We start from the raw sequence: 21,365 nt of genomic DNA on the forward strand, positions 1-21,365 counted from the left end.
GATAGTCATACTATGTGGCATCATATTGTTCGCGTTAAAACTGAAAGGTCGTAGTAGAGAAGTTGAACCAAAGGATAATACCGACAAGAGGCTCTACACTATGGAACAAGTCGCCCTGTATGTTAAAGAAACCATCAATAATATGGGAACAACGAACATTCACGATTTGGGTTTATCGAAAGCTGAGTTTGAAAGAAGAAAACGGAAGCAATCTGAATTAGAGTTTGCTCTAAAAAACTGTAACACCGGAGATTTAAATAATAAGACGTATGTTAAAGAATTTATTTTCGATCTCTTAGCAAAAACGTACGACTTTAATGAAGTAAATATAAATTACCCCATTCCCTTTAACGATGTAGAAGAGCTAACTTCTAGAGACAAGTTTGATATCTTGCTCCACATCTACAAAAAAAAGCATGGATTTGATGGATTAAGTATCTTATTTGATAAGTATGAGCTTGCAGCAATGAAACAAGTTATTGAAGATGGGGTCGATTCCTTTATTGTAACTAACAGTGAAATATCCTCGACCTTTGAAAAAGAAATTTACAATACTCAAGCCCTAACGTTTGAGGATAAGTTACAGATTATTACACAGCGAATTTATGCTCATTACAAAGGTTTCGGTGTAATTGATGAGATTAGAGATATGAACATTGACGGGGTTTCAGGGGGAGTTTCAGGTCTTCCTCCTAGTGTAACTGATTTTGATGAAGAAAAAGATTTAATAGATTCGCTTAGTAAAAGACCTTCCGTTCTAGAAAGTATTTGGGTGATGTACAAAGGTAAAACTATTCATCTTTCATTTCTAACTTTTGGGAAGGAAAGCGAACTAAGAAGGGTCGTACAATCTATTCATAAATTCAAAAACCCTGGGCAATTATCTGAGTCTAATCCTTATATAGTAAATGAAATGGCAGATGGATCACGTGTCGTGGTAGTACGTCCTAACTTTGCAGAGTCTTATGCATTTTTCATTCGTAAATTCGATCTTCCTTCAGCTTCACTAGAATCTTTAATCCAACACGAAAATAGTGAGCTAGTGATTAAATTACTAAAGTTTTTAATGGCTGGTTGTCGAGTTACAGGAATAACAGGGTCACAGGGTTCAGGTAAAACGACTTTATTAATGGCATTAGTCAAATATATTCCTGCACCTTTAACATTACGTTTACAAGAAATGGCATTCGAGTTGAATATCAGAAAAATTTATCCTCAACGTAACATCTTGTCATTTCAGGAGACCAAGAATGTGACTGGTCAAGAAGGTCTTGATATCCAAAAGAAAACAGATGGATCGGTTAATATCCTTGGGGAGGTTGCAACCGATGCTGTAGCTGCTTGGATGATTCAAATGTCTCAAGTTGCTTCGTTATTTACAGTGTTTACACACCATGCTAATACACACAAATTACTTATCGAGTCTTTACGTAATTCGCTGCTTAAATCAGGAATGTTCAATAATGAAAAAATCGCTGAAGAGCAAGTTATTAACGTAGTCAACTTCGATATTCATTTGAAAAGAGACTACCATGGTAATCGCTATATTGAGCGAATCACTGAATGTATTCCGTTAGACAATGATTCTGATTATCCGCAAGGCTGGAAGGATTGTACTACTGAGTCTGATAGGACTGCAGCAATGTATGAGACTATGAGCGAATTCTTTAGAAGAATGACCGACAGAAGGTTATACGAGAGTAGAAATATTATTGAGTTTAGAGAAGGGAAATATGTACCTGTTCATCCAATAAGCGACGCACAATTGGATCAAATGAGTGCTTATCTATCTAGAGATCAAATGGATGAACTAACAAGCTTCTTTAAAAAGTACTGGGAGGAGGTAGCTTAATTGATTCTTGAACTAATTTTCGCAACAGTAGTTCTGGGATTTTTACTGAACGTATTGATGTACAAAATACTAAGTAAACGATTCCCTAAAAAGAAGAAAGAATTAAGGCCTGTAGATCTTCTCCCTTCAAAAAAGAAAGGAACCCAGTGGTTCAACAAGGTCACCCAGAAACTATATGTCAGCATGATGAGGATTCCAATCCTTAAGAATTATGTGTTGAAAATCCGAATCCGTTTAGAGGCTATCAATAGTTATGATGAATATTCGATTAGGAAAGAAACAGCCAAGATTGTAGCTGCCGTCTTAATCATAGCTATCTCACTTATTCTACTAATGATTATATTCAGTAGAAGTTATGTAGCTGTTTTTTGGTTGACCTTAGGTTTGATTTTTTTGAATGGTGTGTTTGTAGATTTTTTTATTCATCGTTTAGAAGATCGAATGCTAAGAGAGTTGCAAACGTTCATTACTGCATTAAGACATCGATTCCAACATTTAAAAGTTGTCGATGAAGCAATGTATGAGGCGGCGCAGGTTTCTTCATTTGAAATGAAACTACAAGCTGAAAGAATTTATGAAGTATTAATCTCTACTGAGATTAAAGAAAAACTTTCAGAATATGAAGATACAGCGCCTAATAGGTTTTTGAAAGCTTTGGCTGCCATTTCAGTAATGGTGATGGAGCAAGGGGATAGGAAGACGGATAAGGGATCTGTTTATCTTAATGGATTAGCTGGAATTTCTCGTGAATTGAATTTTGAAGTATCAAGGCGCACCCAATTGAACTGGGTTTTAAAAGGACTTTCAGTTTTAACGGTGGTACCAGTATTTTTTGCGATACCGATTAAAACTTGGGCTACAACCTATTTTCCGGTGATGATCGATTTTTACCAAAACCGCATAGGACTCTTTTTGGAGATCATCGTATATGTCACTCTTGTTATCTGTTACTTACTAATTAGGAAAATGCGTGAAATACAAGAAAGTAAGTATACAGTGGGTGTTAAAAGAAATCCCCTTGTAAAAAGAGTATATGAGGTTCGCTTTATTAAGAAGTTTGTGGATTTGTTTGTACCTTCCTATCATGAAAAACAATATTACAAACAAACCATCTTGTTAAAGGAAGCTAATTCTCCATTGAAAGTGGAATGGCTAACCTTACAAAGACTTAGTTTAGTAGTATCGGCATTCCTCATCTTTATTGGGTTTATCTTATACAGTAATCACGTTAAAACTAACAATATTTTGTTCTCACCAACATCCTTAAATGCCTTTGGATTAATGGATGAGCAACAACTAGGAGAAGCTCTAGAGTTAACTGCATATGATCGTGAAATGATCGATCATTTAAAGGAGGTGAGAATTACTGATAGACAAGACGTAATTGAAACGGTTAGTGAGGACTTGGGGATTGATCCAGGAGATTCTTTAGCCATTGTAACCGGTAACCGAATACACAATAAGATACTGAACCTTGAGAACACTTATTTAAAATGGTGGGAGCTAGTGGTAGGGGCTGCTTTAGCCTATGTAGCTTACTATATCCCAATTGGTTTGTTACATTTCCAACGATTCTTTAGAAAAAGGGAAATGGAAGAAGAGGTTCATCAGTTTAACACTATTATTTCGGTTTTATCAAAATTCGATCGTATCACTGTTTATGAGATTGTTGAATGGATGGAGAGATTCTCTGTAATGTTTAAAGATCCTCTTCGCAGAACCATTCTTACATACGATAGTGGTCCAGAAGAAGCATTATCACAACTAAAGAAAGATGTGTCATTTCCTGCGTTTACACGTACAGTTGATCGTTTAGTATTAGCGGTTAATAGAATCTCTATTGAAGAAGCATTCGAAGATCTCGATATTGAACAACAGTTTCACACTGAGCAGAGGGATCATTATAACAAGAGGATGATTGAGAATAAGAAGTTGTGGGGAAACATGATTGGCCTTACACCGATTATTGTTCTTGTTATTTTTTACTTAGTGGTACCTCTAATTTGGGTAAGTATTCAAAACTTAAATCAAACAATTTTCAATCTAACATCATAATGGGAGTGGATACAAATGGATTCAGTAACTAAGGCAATAATTTTCGGAGCAAGTCTATTAATGGCCATTGCTTTTATCACGATCGGAGTACAATTATTTGGCACATCGACAGAAGCTTCAAAAGCAGCTACTAACGACTATTCAAGCATTCAAACAGAACTTTCAGAACAAAAATACTTAGCATTTGAAGGCACAACGGTATCAGGTTCTCAAGTAGGTAACGCAATTAGACGTTTCCAGAATGAAGATAACTTCGGTATCCAAGTAATTACAGGGAAGAACTCAACTGGAACATGGTATCACCATGACGCGAGTAACAGTGATAATGTATCACCGGTTGATAATAACCCAGCAAACATTACAAAGCCCGATTCGATTGAGTACGTAAATTCATCTGGATCATTCAAATCTTCAGTCATTCGTGATAGCAACCATGTTATTAGAGGGATTGTTTTCACACAAAACTAAGGGGTTTTAGCATATGACATCTCTTACGAAAGTTATAGTATTTGCAGTTACAGTGGCTATGGTTATAGCTTCTGTGACTGCAACTCTTCACATATATCAAACGCTTAATCAGGGGTATGAACAGGTTCAATCGTTAAGTACATCAAGAGAGGTTATTCAAACCTTAGAAATACCAGAGGAACGATTGTTTCAAGCAGACGAAGTGCTATTTTATTTATACCAAAATCACCAATCCCCTTATTTTATAAGAGTTAATAATACGGATTACCCTTCTACTTTTAAAATAGCAGATATCAATGTTAATAGCATCTTAAGTGAACCTTATTATATGCGCACTATCCATTACGATTCTACAGGTATTATTCACATGATTGAATTCAAAGGAGGAGTAGACAATGCCTAATCCCGTTTCATTTATTGCTTCATTTTTTATAGCTATCGCGGTGATGGTTGTATTCCCCTTGTATCAATTACTAGATAGGCAGGAAGATCAAGCTCAAATCCTTGCTCAAACTGCTACCGTGTCATTCGTAGATAGTGTACGTAATAAAGGATACATTACTCCGAATATGTATGAGGAATATTTTCAGCTTCTTCATTCTTCTGGCTATACGTTTGATATAGAAATAGAACATCAAGCAAAATCGTACCATCCAGTATACGAAGATCCGGCAAACCCTTCTACCTTCACTGGTGAGTATATAGTTACGTACGACCATTATTACAATTCGCAAATCTTAGAGATTTTATTCCCTGATAATACGTTGCAGCAGGATAATGTTACAAGAAGGTACGAGCTCATTGCAGGCGATTTCATTAATGTGAGAGTGAAAAATAGTACGTATACTCCAGTCAGCATTTTAAGGGATGCCGTTACAAATCATGCTAGTGACGATCCGACATCCATCCATATTCTATATGGAGGTATGGTTCATAATGAAGATTACTGATTTAATTCTCTTATTTTTTATTTTCCTTATTCCTATTACATTTGGTTTAGGCATTAAAAGTTTCTTTGTAAAGGAAGCTATCTACTTAAGTAATACATATGATACTGCAATGACAACTGCCACCATCGATGCTACCAGAAGCTTATTAATGAATGAGCGTCAAGAGTATGAAAGTGGCTACCAATCAGCAAAGTACGCAAGTGTCAATTTAGAACAAGCAGGAGAAACCTTTTTCCATACTCTATATAACAATTTTGGAGTAGTGGATGATCCTATTGGACAAGGAACACTGAAAGCCTTTTTACCGGCACTAGCAGTGCTAGGATATGACGCTCTTCACTTATATGTAGTGGATGAACATAAGGATGTAAATGGAATGACGATAAAAGAACATAAGTGGCTGCCGCCGATACCATTTACGTATAAGGATACTCAAGGCAACCTTATTTACTTTACGTTAGATGATCAAGTGACGATCTATGATGTGGAAACTAAGGAGTGGGATGAAGGGAAGCGCGATGAACTAGCAACCTATTATAATATTCCCTTGCTACATGATAAAACGCTTTTTGAAGAGGTAAGAAAGAATACGATTGTCCATGCTTTCCAAGATGAGGTCGCGTTTTATATAAACGAACATAATACGTATGCCCGTCAGATGGGAATAACCTATCAATTTACATTACCAACGATCAGCCAGGAAGATTGGTTAAATAGTATTGATGATATTGGGGTTTTAAGTTTCCTACAAGGAATCCCTTTAGGGTTGGATCAAGAATACAACAACTATGCCTTTGGAGGTGGGCGACTCGTTAGGAACCATAATTTTGAGGGGGTGATTGAAAACGGGGTGAGGACAGCTTATCGTTCAGATTGCCAGCATGGTAGACAAGTATATCAAACGTTTTCGAATGCAAAGCAGGCAGCCGAATCAGGTTACTTTATATCTAGGTCTAGGTGTAATGTCGGTGGAAATTAGACGATATATAGGTATAAACATATAATGAAATTATAGGAAATTATACTTATTATTCAGAGGAGTGACGTTATGAAAAAGACCGTAAAATTATTAAGTGCCACCGTCCTAGCAGGCTTACTTCTATTCAATACTAATGCAGAGGCTAGTGCCCAATCATTTAAAGATGTAGCAACCAACCATTGGGCTTACAGCACTATTGAACAGGTTGCTAATCGTGGATACATAGCTGGATACCCAAATGGAACATTTGCTCCAAGTAATGAAGTTACTAGAGCTGAGTTTGCGGCTTTCCTCTCAAGGATTATACCAGGGGAGAGCACCAAGCAGCATACTTTTTCTGATGTCCCTTCAAATCACTGGAGTACTCATGCCATTAATAAAGGGTTAGCGTTAGGTTTTATTAACCCCAATGATTTTAACAATGGTCGGTTTGAACCGAACCGTACTCTGACTAGAGCAGAAATGGCTAAGTGGATGGCTAACGGGCTTGCCCAAATTGATGAGGATTATGGTCAAGCTCTAAAAGATACTAAAGACACGCTTGTTCCAATTCCAGAATATTATGGAGGCCAACTTAAAAAGCCAGATGTACCTTATGTTGCAGTGTCTCTTGGTACAGGTTTATTAAATGGATATCAAGATGATACTTTCCGTCCACAGGGTAAAACTACACGAGCTGAAGTCGCTGCCTTATTAGTAAGATACCTAAATGTTATGCAAGCTGATGCAGAGTCATTTCAAGGTTTAGAAGAATTAAGAGCTGTAGGGACAACTGGTACGAATGTAGAAGTTACTACAAATTATGAGATTACTGAGCCTTTTAGTAATATACGGAACAAAGAGATTCCTCACTTGAGAGGGATCGGATCAGCTAGTGTTAATAGATTGATTTTCTTAGATGGAGTAGGTCAGAAACATAACAGCATTTATTCAAAAATGTTTGTCGGTGAACGAGGTGCTGGTTCTGATCAACACATTCCTGTGTTTGTAGAAAAGTCGTTTAAAGCATCGAACTCACCAAATTATAACGCCTATTATAATGATTATATTCAGGGTTTGATTTATGGGTCTCGATTAGATGTTAAAAATTTAAATAGATTTAACTTGCCTGGTTTTGACGGATACAATTTTTCTAATTATATGAACTCCATTGCTGGAACAGGGAAAACATACTGGGAAATGACTACTGTTAATCGAGCTCCTTTAGGTGATAGTACATTCCATCATAGATCTATATTTTTAAATCCTAACGCAACAGTTAACGGTGAACGCTTTACGATTACTGTTAGAAAGTAAGGGGATGCTTAATGAAGAGAATAATATTAATTATTCTATCTACTTTCTTTGTAATCTTGTTAGGTCAGCAATCTTCTTATTCTCAACAGCCGGCTGCCAAACAACAAACAATCTTTAAAAACGTGGAGTCGATACCTGCTGAGATAAATCCTAGGGTGACCTATTATCAATTAGATGGCGGAGAGTTTAGAGTTAATTATACAAATGCTGCTGGACAACAAACCGCTAAGAATGTACCAATGGAAGGTACTAATGCCAATCCAGTTCCAAGAACTAATTTAATTGTAGATCAAATTGACTGGAGGAACTATTCTGCTCCTTCATTTATAGATGAAGATGGTAATAGATATTCTGCTAGTACAATTAATAATCCAACTCTGAAATACGTAAACTTTAACGAACACAGAGAACCTTCTTTTGAAGGAGTTAATTACTATTTTGATGTGAATCAACCTTTCGTTGTACAGCTATACACTAGAACAGGGCATGATTTCGTTCCCTCTGAAACTTTTTCTCAAGGTGTAAATAGACCAGGTACAAATTTTCCTAAAATGGTAGTTCGTTATAATGTATGGGCTGAAGCGGTTTGGAACGGGAGATTAGAAGAAACAAAAGAGATCCGTGTAATTCAAGATACCACAATGAGAATTGGGGATAAAGTTCAGTATAGAGCTGAAGTACGCACTAAGCCTTGGGGCAGTGATCAATGGTCTCAATGGGTAGATGTAACTCATAGACCTGAAACAGAGTGGTCCACAGACCTTAGAGCTGTAGCTTCTGTAGATGGAAATGGGATGGTGACAGGAAATAATGTAGGGCAAGCTAATATCGCAGCTAGATGGAGAACGAATGAATATCATCTAGTAGATACCGCAAAAGCTATTGTAGTAGACGAGGAATTGGTTCCAAATCCAAATCCGAATCCGCAGCCTCCACCACCGGGAGACTGTGATTATATTATTTCCACACCTAATAGTGGGCAACTCTTAACTGCTGACACAATGACCCCCAATACATCTGGAATGATTAGGGCTGACAATAGGGGGAGTGAGCAGTTTGATGTCACTCTTGGGATTCCTACCAGTGAATCTCTTTATGCTAATGCATTTGGTCGTGAATATTTATTTCAACAAAGGTTCCAACAAATGAGTGGTCAAGTTACATATACGGTTCCAGTAACTAAAACATATGAGTTAACTTGGCAGGAACCCAAAGAAACTTGTGACGACGATGGTGAGTGTACGACAACCCATGAACCTAAAAGTGAGACAGAATATTTTCAGGAAAACTATACAGTTGTTCGCCCCTACAGTTACTGGCAAATAGGTAACCTAGAGGTATATGGTCTACAACATGCTACGATGTCAAATTACGCATTACCTAATGAATCAATCACATTACTACCTAACGGATACACGCCTCCTAATGTTAATGCTGATCATAGTAATCGAGTGGAGGATCATGTATTCCCAGCCAATTGCGCTCCAGTAGATATGGGCACGCAAGTTATTAATGGGGGTAATGAAAGACCTTCAGTCCCGACTGAAAATTTCCAAAGTAATGCTGATGCTGCCATTGGACAAAATCAAGTTCAAAATGACAGAGTTACCTTTAACGGCTCTACTATAATGAACAATCAAAGAGTAAATCAAAGCGGACCAACACCGTCAAGCATTCCTACACCAGGAATGATAAATCAAAATGTGTTGTACCGTAGCAACATGGTGATTAGCTCGTCGAAGGTAAACCGAGCAAATACACCAAGTAGTGGAAATATACGATATAACCAGGTTATCGGAATTAATGGAGGAGAAAGTGAAAAGTTCTTCATTATTAATGGCATAAATAGTGTTACAGTGCATACACCGGTTGTAGCTAATGGTGATGTATCTGATGATGAAGACTTTAACCAAAAGACTTCACCGAATACCAGTAGAAACGCGGTAATCCTAGATCGCCCATTTACTGTCGATCTAGGGACTCACGGACAACATCGTAATATTCCGGGCTATGGTAACAGAAATTATGAAAAATATGTACGTGAGAAACAAGTACGCATACCTTTTGATGTCTATAATGCTACTCAAACTCAGTTCATACCCGCAGGTACTTGGATTAATGTACCTGGCTCTACCTCTACTGTAGAATTTTTTACGCCTGTATGGGTGGAAGAAGGAGATTACGATATCGAGTATAGAGTGATTGCTGAGAATGCCCCATCTGGATATTCTAGTGAGACCTATGCAAATTTAAACATCTTAAACCACGCAGCTATAAGAGAGTTACCTGTTGAAGTAATCGGCCGTTTATATGACTTTAGAGTCACAGATGTGGCTGATTATAACTGGGAAGAGGTATTTAGAGTCAGACAGGGTTCTCCTCGTCACACCGAAAATTATTATTGGGTCGGAGATAAAGAAATTGATGGGGGACTTAGAGGAAACTCTGAACCGTTTACCTTACCGATGATGGTAGGGAGTCATCCTGATTCGGCAAAAGCAAATGTCGGAATCAAGACAGGGTATCATTTTAAGTTCGATTTGAAGACTAAAGGGAATATGCAAGGGGTCCAAGATGGGGTCCGTATAACGCCTTCTTTTTCTTTTGTTAATAAGGAAGGGACGGTAAGAGAAAATATTGACCTTTATTACCATACAAATGATAGTAAATTCGTAAAGATCGGTAGTGATGAGGATACTGTAGAAAGATTTGTCATTCTTAACGATCGACTGCGTAATATATCGGATGTTGATTTATCTAACACTGTATCTTATATGTATCATTTTTATGACCATCTAGGTACTTCCGAACCGTTCACATCATTTCTTAATGCATATAAACGTAATGAAATGCGAGAAAAAACGTGGATTGGCGAATATGACTGGATGATTCTTCCTCATCGTGCTCGAACATTTATAGGACCTACACAAGTACCTCCAGGAGCAAGTGTTACCGCACTAGAAGCAGTAGGTGCAGAACAACAATGGTATGGAGAATATAGTTTGCCTGCTGAAGTTTATGCCGTCCCAGCAGGAACAAATCTAGCAAGCTATGGTCGTATGAATACATTAAATGAGCAGTCTTCAATATTCCTTAAAGACGGTTATATTATCGTCAATTTTAATATTGAATCTGTGAGAAACGGAAATACCGATCAACCACATTTACAATACATTAACGCGCCGCTATCTAATCAATGGCAGCGGGAAGGTTTTAAGTACAGCAAGACCGATGGTTTAGGCAATACTATGAATCTAATAGATGGAGACGTGATCTTCTATCACGGTGATTTATCCTCTATTGATGACTTTGATATTAGTGGTACCCATTAAGCACGAGAAGCCGGACAAATTATTTGTTCGGCTTCTTCTATAAGTAGAGGGAGTGGTTTTTATGATGTTATCAGTAAGCGTTATGCTTATTGCTATGTTATTAATGATGGCAGGGATGTATAAGCGGTGGAAGAAAACGAATTATGTTCTAGTGATGGCCCTACTGATGTTATCCGGCGCTGCTTCTTTGTTATCTCTCTTCTTAGATAATCGAGTCTTTCTTATCACTGCAACATGGCAAACCATTACATTAATGGGTGCTGTATTATTCTTTTATAACAAAACCGTTAACAGTAAAGTGTATGTATTGCTAGGTGCCACTTTGGTGGCAACAGTAACAATATCGTTGCAGCATAACATTGCACTAGCTATTGGAAGTTTATTATTGTTTGGTAGCTTGTGTTGGGTTGGGTACACCTTACGCCATACATACATAAACATGGTTATCTACATAGCTTGGTTCTCCATGATGATTGGAGGTTATATTCTGGGTGTTACCTTATTATACGTTCCTGAAATTGCCGCGCTAAAGAGCATTCTTTACGTAGTATATATAGGTTTTACGCTGTTAAGCTTTCATTTAATGTTTGCTAGGATTATTAATCTCATGCTAGCTATTACTAAATCATCGGTAATCGATCCTCTAACTAAACTCTATAACCGGCGCTACTTTAATCAACAATTAGATAAGATGGCTGTAAAGGAACCTGTGAGTATGATATTTATGGACATTGATGATTTTAAGGCGTTAAACGATACAAAAGGTCATGAAGAAGGAGACAGAGTATTGAAGGAAGTAGCAGATATCACGAAAAATATTGTACAAGCCCATGGGATTGTAGGTAGATATGGCGGTGAAGAGATCGTTGCAGCTGTTAAAGAGGACCGACAAGAGGAATTGGCAGAGAGAATTAGACAAACCATTGAAGAAAAAACGGGCGTTACCGTTTCTATTGGGGTTTCCTCACTTCGTGAAGGAATGAGTGTACGTGATTTAGTAGTTTCTGCGGATGAAAATATGTATCAAGCAAAAACCACTGGTAAAAACAAGGTAGTATCTGCATAGCAGCGGTTTTTTGCACAAACCACCAGTCCGAGGTATGTTAATTATACGCAAGTAGAAAAGGGTGAAGTAAATGAAGAAAAAGATTTTATTGATCCTCTCCTTAACCTATGGTTGGAGCTTAATATTCTTTTTATTATTAGTATTTTATTTTGAAAGTGATCCAGGATTCCACTTCGCTTTTCTATCATTTCAGCCAAGAGGACCCCTTCCTCAAAAAATCAATATAATTATAGGTGGGAGGTGAATTGGCGGTTTGTGTTTTCACACTAGAGTTTTTGTCGGAACTTTGGTAATATACAATAATAAGAACTTATGTTTGGGGGGTGAGGTCAATGGTTCATTATAAAACCATGCAAATTCAAGTCAAAAAAGGGCATCGTTTGTATAGTTATTATAAAGAGATGTGCCAAAACGCCAAAAATCTGCATAACACAACCAACTTTTATATTCGACAAGTGTTTACGGGTCTTACACAAGACAAAGGTTTACAACCCCTCCAACAAGAAGTTCTACAAAATATCCAAACTCATCTACCAAAAATTAACGATAACCAACTAGCTGCTTATCTAAAGAAGGTAGAGAAGGAAAAATCAAAACCAGTTGAAAACCGAAAAGAAATCAAATGCAACTTATTCAAAGAGCCTTCAAAAGAAAAGCCGTATGTTGATTACAACTTTTTGGACGCTCTTTTCAAATCAATGATTCAACGCGATTATCGTTCACTTCCTACACAGTCTAGTCAAGGGATAATCAAGAGCGTTTTCCAAAATTGGAAATCGTTTTACGCCAGTCTAAGAGAGTTTAAAGTAAACCCTGGTAAATTTAAGGCAAGACCGAAAATCCCTGGTTACGGTCGTTCTTTTGAAAAAGAAGTCACGTTTTCAAATCAAGATTGCGTTATTAAAGAACGAAAGTATTTGAAGTTCCCTAAGACAAAAGAGCGTTTGAATATTGGTAAATTAGGTTGTGTTGAAGGGAAGCTTAAACAAGTTCGTATTCTTCCGAAATATGGACACTACGTTGTTGAGTTGATTTTTCAAGTTCCTTCGGAACATGAAATGAAAGTATCTAAAAATCGTTATATGTCTGTTGATTTAGGGATTGATAATCTTGCAACCATCGTCACCAACACAGGTCGAAGACCTGTATTAGTGAAGGGCAAAAATATTAAATCCATCAATCAGCGATACAATCAATTAAGAGCGTATTATATGGGTATTCTTCGTCAAGGGAAAAATCCGAAAGAGGGTCCATTCACTTCTAAACGTTTAGAGAAAATTAACCATAAACGTTTTTTAAAAATTAAGGATTTGTTCCACAAAGCTAGTTCTCAAATTGAACGAATTATCTTAGAAGAAGATATTGATACCCTTATTATTGGTCATAACAAAGATTGGAAACAACATTCAAATATGGGTAAAAAGAATAACCAATCGTTTGTATCCATTCCGCACAGTCTTTTGATACGTATGATTACCTATAAGGCTGAACGACACGGAATCAAAGTCATAGTGACCGAAGAGTCCTACACTTCAAAAGCTAGTTTCCTAGATGTTGACGCAATCCCCGTTTACGGCGTAGATGATTTGAAAAAATCATTCTCAGGTAAGCGTATTAAGCGTGGGGTATATCGTTCGAAGAACGGAACCCTTTTTAACGCTGATGTGAACGGTGCTGGAAACATTATGAGGAAGGTATTTAAAGATGCATTTCAAGAGCCGTTTTTAATAGGGAACTCAATGTCCAAACCAGTATCGATTGTGCTCAAATAAAAGTAATCCTGAAGACATGATACGACAGGATAGCGGGGTTGGGTGTTTTTAGCACACCAACGTGTCAACTCCACTGGTGGTTAATCGTCATTTTGAAAGTCGACACCTCAGAAACCCCCACTTCAAATTTGGTAGAAATTAAGTGGTGGGAGTATTCATACGGTATCAAATCGCCAAACCAATATTACAAGCAGCAGGCACTGGAATGGTTGTAGTCGGCTTTGGCTATTTATTAGATATTCTGTTCAATGATAAGAACCATGCACTATCAATAGGAGCCTTTATCGGAGCGGCCTTCATCGTTGTACTATTACTCTTGAAAAATGCTTGTATAAGTCTTTGGTTCCTTTTGTGTGAAACGAAAACCTTCTTCACCTTATTTGTAAAAAAAACTAACGATCAGGGGGTTTAACCATGAGTATAAAACCAGATTTACATAATCTTAACCAATTAGATGCTGCTGTGTTGCATGAAAAGTATCATTTATTAAACGCAATGTTAGTTCGTGGTACAAAAGAAGAAAAACAGAGAGCTAAAAGGGAGCTCGAGAAGTTGGATACGACTATCAATCAAACTGTAAATTTACATGCGGTTGCTGTGGCCCTTCACCATTTGAGGCTAAAACCAGATGAGTTAAGAGAATATAGCGACTTTAGATTCAATTAAATAGTAAGCTTAGTGGTGATCAGCGAGATGTTGTGCAACAAAGGCTACATCATTAGGGGACTTTTTTTAATGCCGGAGGTTAATACAGAAAGAGATATTAATGTTATAACATCTCCTTTACTTATAATTTCTTGAGATATTATGACTCTATTCATGTTTTAGATATGGCAGAAAGAGATGCTTTAGTAATTGTTTCTGTACCCTCATTTTCTTTTTCAACAAAAGATTTAATTCAAGGCGAAAGTAGCATAAGAGGTTTAACAGTAGGCAATACCCATACGGGGTTTTATATATTAGCTTGCTTTTACCAGATTATAAGTAAACTCTGCTGTATCGGAGATTGATATTTTCCAGCTCCACCATCCGGCAAGTACGTGGACAAACAATGGTCTATTCGAGAGTTATTTTTTTGAAAACAACAGGCACATGTATAAACGATCGTAGTTACTCATCAGAGCAAGGTAAGAGTGAAGTATGAGGAGAGAGAAGCGTTATGACCAGGGAGATAATAATTAGTTTGGTTATAGGTGCCACCATACCGATAATCACTAATTGGCTAAATGCTGCTTTGAAATTTCATTATAATGGTAAATCTGAAATGAAACCCATATTAAGAGAAGAGGTGCGCTCATATTTTATATATAAGCCACACTTAAGGTCTGCATATTCGGATATAAACCAAATAAATAATACGGATTTTGGGAGTGAGGTATTAAAGCATTCAATTGATGATTTAAGAAAGAGTGTAGAAAAACTAGAGAGTATCCCGTTAGAAAATGTACCAATAGAGATATTTGGAGATTTTTATGAGGTTTTAGGTGAGATGCAGTATGTATCAAAGACAGGGTCTGATATCTTGCTGACGAAAAAGCATTCGGTCCACCTTAGAAACGCTGTAAAAAATGAAGTGTATCCGGATATCGAAATGAAGTTAGATCGTCTAATTGATAACTACTCAGAATACATTGATACAGCAATACAAAAACTTAAATGAATAGTTCTACCACCCCATTTGAGGACACTATTTGATTACGGAAGCCTGTAGTCTGTTAGCGTCCTCTTTTTATTGGTAAGGAGGGAAGAAGCCAATGAATATAAGGTAGTTAAAAAAGAACAAAAGAAACTCAAAACGAGAAATGGCTTGAAAAAAGAGACAGGGTGGAATAGAAGAGGATAAGTTATTAGACCGATATCTAGTGATACTATGTTCTCAATTGTATGGAAGTCTACTGGTAAACGGCCGAGTTTAAAAAGGGCATTGAACGTCGATTAGCATATCAGCGTAAAGTTTTAAGCCTGTAGATGGTCTAACAATTTATTAGTACGTACGGACTCATGCTAATGAATATAATTTGACGAGTATTAAAGAGGAGTCATGTATCACAATGGATATAAATCATTTAGAGGATGCCATGTCAGTGTTAACTGCGAGTGAAAAGGAAATCCATTAATGGTTGGTGGTTACTTATTGTCGTACGAAGCGGTAGCTAAGATGTTAGTTATATCTAAAAGTACAGCCCAATACAGCCCAACCATGTGTCGAAAGGTCAGAAAAGAAAATAGCAGTACATATCTATCAAAGCCTCTTCTAGTTTGCGGGATGAGGTTTATTTTATTTATTGGAACAAATTAAATGTTTCTAGTAAAATAGTAATGGAACTATTTGTATAAGGTGGTGCAGTATGTCAAACGATAATAAATTGTTCATACAAAAAAGAGACAGAGTGTTATTGTTACACAGTGTACATTTTAAATCTGAGTTGTACCGAGAGTACCGAGATTTATTAGTAAAGAATAAAAGAATAACCAATGGGTTAGTCAATAGCTTGCCACATGAAAAACAAAGCTTTATGCGTACGGTTCTAAGGCAAGTGATCAGGGAAGCTCATAACGAGTGGCAAGCAGACGAAAGTAAAATTGTTGAGGATAAGGGAGAAGGTAATACGGATATTAAATGTTCGCTTTGTGCAACAGGAAACAGATATATATTTTATATTAAAAATAAAATTAGTGGTGAAAAACTTAATGTAGGTAGTGATTGCATTGAGGACTTCGTTAATGATGGACTAAAGTTACCAACGACCATAGCAGATCTAAAGAAAAATGCCACTAAAATACAAAGAATGTTTAAATTAAATTCCCTCATTCCGGATGTGAATGAAAAAATAGAGAAATGGGCTGCTTTTTTAGATAAACAACCTATTTATATCCCTAAAGAACGAACCAAAAATTATTATGATTTAATGAATACCACACAAGCACTTTATAAAGACTACTTAGAAAACGGCCATAAAAATGATAGTGTTGCCGAAATAGCGAAAAATTTAGAAACTAAGGAAGAGTACGAGCTTAATATAGAAAGATATGTTAAACAAAAAATAGATGTTCCTTTTATAGTTACCAAAAATATAATTAAAAACCTTCAGCGTAATGGTAACAAAACTGCATTAAGAATGATTGAATCTGATAATGGTTTTATAACTTCAAGAACTGCAGGACGAGTAACTGAGACTAATTTTATTAGCTTTATAATCAATCTCTTAAATACTCATTTTGATAAAGTAGATTCTTCTATTGTTTCGATGGACCATGATAGGGGTCAGTTAGTTTTTCAGATGAAACCATTAACAAGGGTTAATTTGTATATTGGGTATCAGCTATTTATGGAGGAAGTTGGTATGATTATTTTTGGGGAAGAGCCAATTGAAATGTTAACTAAAAGTTATTTACTTCAGCAGTCGAATATATATGAAAGTGAAAGTGCTGAGATAGCGTTAAAACAAATGGAGAAAAATTTAGGAAAAAAGTTTATGAAGATAGCCTTTATCTCATATAATGAAAATGAAATAATAGTTCATTCAAGGAAAAGTAATCAATATCACCTTTGCAAAATGGATAATTTTATAAATGATAATTTAAAATGGGCGTTTGGTGGAGATAAAAATGTTGATTTAAGTAGATCAATCAAAGTTATGACACACAGAGAATATCAATTATACAGAGAAGCGAAAAAAGTTGCTAAAGACATGAATAGAAGCATTAATAGATAGAATTTGTCGTAAGAATGTATAAAGAAGCTTTTGAAAAAATTATTTTAATTTATTTTATTAATTGTATTTTTGGTCATACTATAGATGTAAAAGGGGGCGATACCCCCCTCTTATTTTAGTTAATTAATGAAATGGCTTACTAAAACCAGGATGGGTAGAATTGTGAGCCATTTCGCTTTTATGAAAATCCCATATTGATTGATGATAATAGACATTATTTTCACCTCCCCTCTCTTTAATTATCGCCAAATGAGGATTGAATGATTCATATATATAGGTTTTACTCTTAAGACAAGTTTGATAACTTGTTTTTTATTTTTTCAAAACAAGCACAATACAAGGTGCGGTGAAGATGTTGATAATGTAGCATGGCTAGAGTGAGGAATCCAAACTGAGATAAAGTCTTTAAGTTGTGGAAAAAAATTCAAAAATCAGCAAAGTGAAAAGATATTGGTAGCTGAGAGAGGAAGTGGGAGTTCTAGTTCGCTTGGGATAAACATGCAACTCCTAAATGGGCGAATTCCCCTTCCTTTAAATAATTGACTATAATTGTAAAACAAACACAGCAAGTGCGTATTAATAAATACGCACTTGCTGTGTTTGTTTTTTACCGGAAAGCTATTAATTGAAATGCTAAATTAGAGCAATCTAAACAAAATCCTATCAAAAGAGTGATTGCTAAAGACCTTCATGTGATGCTATTAGTAACGAGAGCGTATGTAGAGGGGATATGGTGAAACTATTGCAGCGTTACAGGAGGAGTCCCAAAAAGAATGTATTGCAATTGGCTTGTCAAGTATTTCACACTTACTGCATTTTTATTACTAGAAGTCGATATAAAATATAGAACTTAATAAAGGTTGTGAAGTTTTGAAAGTAAATAATATCTTAAAAGCGCTATGGCAAATAGAAACGTTAGCTCCTTTTGAAATTCCTAATTCAGGTACTATAAGCAGAAAATATACAACTCAAAAGATAAAGAGCCTTCATAAATTAGAACAATTAAATACGGACCTTTTGGCTAAAGAATGGTCCGTATCTAGCCTTAAGTTAAGAAACAATAACATGAAGCCTAACTATGGATTATATGGATACTGTTTTAGAGAGCATCAACTACTGCAGTTTCAAAGAGATATTTCTCACGTTAGAGATGAAATACATAATAAATCCCTAAAGAACTACTTCGGTTTCTTTGTAGATTTTGATGAAAATCAAAAATATATTAAAGATTCGCTATTTGTACCCCATGTAACATTATTTGTAAAATTAGCAATTGAAAATAAATCTCCTTTTAAAAAAAAGAGTAATTTTTTTGATGATTATAAAGAGGCTTGTACTTACTTAGAAGGGCAAGCAGCAAATATTAATGGAGGAAAACTATCACCAGAGTGGCTAGAATTATTTTCAAAAGAATACAATACAGTTTTTGCAATCCCCCCAAATACTGAAAAAGACAAGCATTATATGGAACTAACAATAATAGATGGAAAACGTGAACAAAAAGATAAGTTTAATAGTTTTTACTCCGAAGATATATTAAAAGCAATAAAAGAAAAAGGTATGACAATTGAACAATTTTTCAGAAAGCCAAAGCGTAAGATAGATATTAATGAAAACAGAGAGTTTATTGAGGAATCATTACATCCACTTAATACACCACTAGGCAGATGGCCATCCAATGTTGAACATAAAGCATCATTGATGCAACAAGTTGCTATCAATGAATTTTTTAGAAGTGATATGCGCATTAGTTCCGTAAACGGTCCTCCAGGTACAGGGAAAACAACGTTACTAAAAGATATATTTGCTGAAATTATTGTTCGAAAGGCTATAGCCCTAGTAGCGTTTCGAAATAAACCGGATAAGGCATTGATAGACACTGGTACAAAGGTTACTATAAAAAACCGATTTAGCAGAGAACCTGTATCAAGAAATGTTTACAATTTAGATCCTTCAATAGCAGCACATGCTGCTGTTGTTGCTTCAAGTAATAATACTGCTGTGGAAAATATCTCTAAAGATTTACCCAAAGAAAAAGAAATACATCCCGATTTTTTAAAGGAGATGCAACCATTAAGGTATGCCAAAGCAATAAGTAAGAAGGTTACTGGTGAGGAATCATGGGGGATGTTTTCGATTCCGCTAGGAAAAGGAGATAATATTAAAAATGCATCTACTTTGCTTACACATGATACGTTCAGTTTTATGAACAGTCTTATTAAAACGGGTGGGCAAAGGGAAAATCGAATTAAAGAATGGGAAAAGGCATGTGATGAATTTATCAAGTTGTACAAGGAAGTAAAGAAGATTAGAAAATCTTTGGCCAAGTCAGCTGATAAATTTCATAAATATTCTATTGATGATCCCGAATTCGAACAATCTACTGATCTTTATTGGCAAAGTGCTAATTATGAATCTAGGCAACAGAAAGTTTTATTTCAAACAAATGAATTAAATACTTTAAGATCACAACTATTTATTAAGGCTTTAATTGTACTGCGACATTTCCTATCAGTTAATTATGCAAAAATTGAAGCTGCTCTGTCACTGCTTAATGAAAACAGAAATGCAATAGATATAAACAGCGAAAAAGGAATAAATGCTATGAAAGCTATGTGGAATACCGTACATTGTATTTGTCCTGTAGTTAGTACTACTTTTGCCAGTTTTGCTTCTATGTACCATGGGATGCCTAAAGATTTTATTCCAAACCTATTCATAGATGAAGCTGGTCAAGCAACTCCAGCCCAAGCTGTAGGTGCAATATGGCGTTCTAAAAAGGTTCTTGCTGTTGGAGATCCGTTACAAATAGAGCCGGTTCAATCAGTTGAAGCTTCACTTTTAAAAGATATTTGTTTAATTAATAAAGTTGATGATGAGATCTTAAATGCCAAAAGTTCGGTACAATCTTTGGCTGACAGATCTAATCCAATTGGGACATCCATTAATGAGGATCAATGGATTGGTATACCGTTATGGGTTCATAGACGATGTATAAACCCTATGTTTTCTATAGCAAATAAGCTAGCTTATAACGGGAATATGGTTCTAGCTAATGATAATAAAAGCAATACTGATGGCGTTGCAAAATGGTTGAATACGCAGGGGAATGTTAAGGTGAAACAGTATGTACCTGAACAAACTGATGTTCTCATAAGGACATTAATGAAATTATGGCTAAGTATCTAAGAAAAAAATTGTTAGATTCTATTAAGGGTAAATTAGGGGAGATAAACGAAATGAAACCACTGTTAGAAGCTGTACTAAATCAACAAAGTATAAATCAGAATTGGGATACACTAAAAAAACAATCTTATATCTTAATGAAAAAGTATGTTGATTTAAGGAATAGGCGCAGTAATAATATGTTGGTGGAAGAAATTGATAAATATATAAAAGGGGAATATTCCTTTCCAAGTGTATTTGTTATAACTCCTTTTTCTGTTGTGAAAAATGAGATTAAAAAAGATTTAGTTTCTGGTTTATTTAAAAATATGAAAATATGGTTAGAAGCACCTCCAATATATGACATAGAGTATTCATTCGGAGTTAAAAGTTTATTGAAACAAGAAATAGAGGAATTTGAGACTTTTTATAAAGATTGGGTACAGAATAATGTTGGCACTGTTCATACCTTTCAAGGTAAAGAAGCTGATATTGTATATTTTGTCACCGGCACGGATGCCACTACACTTAGTGCTGGAGAATGGGCTTGTAAAGAGCCTAACTTATTGAATGTAGCAGTAACTCGAGCTAAGAAAGAGTTCTATATAATTGGCGATAAGAACTTGCTTGAAAGATTTGATAACTATAAAATTATAATTCAAGAAATAGAGGAATACGAGACTGAAACAAAATATTACTAATGCTAACTGGCGC

The 21,365-nt window shown here is 35.8% G+C and carries 17 protein-coding genes; all 17 read left to right on the top strand.

What is annotated here, in order from left to right; genetic code table 11:
* Positions 1–100: 100 nt before the first annotated feature.
* The 17 genes from BPOF4_RS20260 to BPOF4_RS21400 all read left to right on the top strand — a co-directional run bounded on the left by BPOF4_RS20260 (position 101) and on the right by BPOF4_RS21400 (position 21,352).
* A complete protein-coding gene (locus BPOF4_RS20260) occupies positions 101–1,852 on the top strand; it encodes an ATPase, T2SS/T4P/T4SS family (protein ID WP_012961128.1) in 1,752 nt (583 codons plus the stop codon).
* Complete coding sequence (locus BPOF4_RS20265; RefSeq protein ID WP_012961129.1) at positions 1,853–3,907, top strand: hypothetical protein; 2,055 nt, start codon at positions 1,853–1,855, stop codon at positions 3,905–3,907.
* 15 nt (positions 3,908–3,922) lie between these two features.
* On the top strand, positions 3,923–4,375 hold the full coding sequence (locus BPOF4_RS20270) for a hypothetical protein (protein ID WP_012961130.1): 453 nt from the start codon (positions 3,923–3,925) through the stop codon (positions 4,373–4,375).
* Between the two features lie 13 nt (positions 4,376–4,388).
* On the top strand, positions 4,389–4,778 hold the full coding sequence (locus BPOF4_RS20275) for a hypothetical protein (RefSeq protein ID WP_012961131.1): 390 nt from the start codon (positions 4,389–4,391) through the stop codon (positions 4,776–4,778).
* Complete coding sequence (locus BPOF4_RS20280; RefSeq protein WP_012961132.1) at positions 4,771–5,325, top strand: hypothetical protein; 555 nt, start codon at positions 4,771–4,773, stop codon at positions 5,323–5,325. The genes BPOF4_RS20275 and BPOF4_RS20280 overlap by 8 nt, the downstream gene beginning before the upstream one ends.
* Complete coding sequence (locus BPOF4_RS20285) at positions 5,312–6,304, top strand: hypothetical protein (protein WP_012961133.1); 993 nt, start codon at positions 5,312–5,314, stop codon at positions 6,302–6,304. The genes BPOF4_RS20280 and BPOF4_RS20285 overlap by 14 nt, the downstream gene beginning before the upstream one ends.
* Positions 6,305–6,373: 69 nt before the next feature.
* On the top strand, positions 6,374–7,600 hold the full coding sequence (locus BPOF4_RS21390; RefSeq protein ID WP_012961134.1) for an S-layer homology domain-containing protein: 1,227 nt from the start codon (positions 6,374–6,376) through the stop codon (positions 7,598–7,600).
* 11 nt (positions 7,601–7,611) lie between these two features.
* Positions 7,612–10,932 (top strand): DUF5704 domain-containing protein, encoded by a 3,321-nt coding sequence (locus tag BPOF4_RS20295; RefSeq protein ID WP_012961135.1) that lies wholly within the window; start codon positions 7,612–7,614, stop codon positions 10,930–10,932.
* A gap of 61 nt (positions 10,933–10,993) precedes the next feature.
* Positions 10,994–11,998 (top strand): sensor domain-containing diguanylate cyclase, encoded by a 1,005-nt coding sequence (locus BPOF4_RS21395; protein WP_012961136.1) that lies wholly within the window; start codon positions 10,994–10,996, stop codon positions 11,996–11,998.
* Between the two features lie 332 nt (positions 11,999–12,330).
* Entirely contained in the window at positions 12,331–13,770 is a 1,440-nt protein-coding gene (locus BPOF4_RS20305) for an RNA-guided endonuclease InsQ/TnpB family protein (protein ID WP_012961137.1), read from the top strand.
* Between the two features lie 145 nt (positions 13,771–13,915).
* Positions 13,916–14,182, top strand: coding sequence for a hypothetical protein (locus BPOF4_RS20310; protein WP_012961138.1), 267 nt, complete (start codon positions 13,916–13,918; stop codon positions 14,180–14,182).
* Positions 14,183–14,184: 2 nt separating this feature from the next.
* A complete protein-coding gene (locus BPOF4_RS20315; RefSeq protein WP_012961139.1) occupies positions 14,185–14,436 on the top strand; it encodes a hypothetical protein in 252 nt (83 codons plus the stop codon).
* 164 nt (positions 14,437–14,600) lie between these two features.
* Positions 14,601–14,780 carry a hypothetical protein gene (locus BPOF4_RS22335; protein WP_158305592.1) on the top strand — a complete coding sequence of 60 codons (180 nt, stop codon included), beginning with the start codon at positions 14,601–14,603 and terminating at the stop codon, positions 14,778–14,780.
* A gap of 254 nt (positions 14,781–15,034) precedes the next feature.
* A complete protein-coding gene (locus BPOF4_RS20320) occupies positions 15,035–15,430 on the top strand; it encodes a hypothetical protein (protein WP_158305593.1) in 396 nt (131 codons plus the stop codon).
* 688 nt (positions 15,431–16,118) lie between these two features.
* Entirely contained in the window at positions 16,119–17,486 is a 1,368-nt protein-coding gene (locus BPOF4_RS20325; protein ID WP_012961141.1) for a hypothetical protein, read from the top strand.
* Between the two features lie 870 nt (positions 17,487–18,356).
* Positions 18,357–20,675 (top strand): AAA domain-containing protein, encoded by a 2,319-nt coding sequence (locus tag BPOF4_RS20330; protein WP_012961143.1) that lies wholly within the window; start codon positions 18,357–18,359, stop codon positions 20,673–20,675.
* Positions 20,660–21,352: an AAA domain-containing protein gene (locus BPOF4_RS21400; RefSeq protein ID WP_012961144.1), complete on the top strand. Its 693-nt coding sequence runs from the start codon at positions 20,660–20,662 to the stop codon at positions 21,350–21,352. Before BPOF4_RS20330 ends, BPOF4_RS21400 begins: the two co-directional genes overlap by 16 nt.
* The last annotated feature ends 13 nt before the right edge of the window (positions 21,353–21,365 follow it).

It is taken from the genome of Alkalihalophilus pseudofirmus OF4 (assembly GCF_000005825.2).
GTDB classification, from domain to species: Bacteria; Bacillota; Bacilli; order Bacillales; family Bacillaceae_D; genus Alkalihalophilus; species Alkalihalophilus pseudofirmus.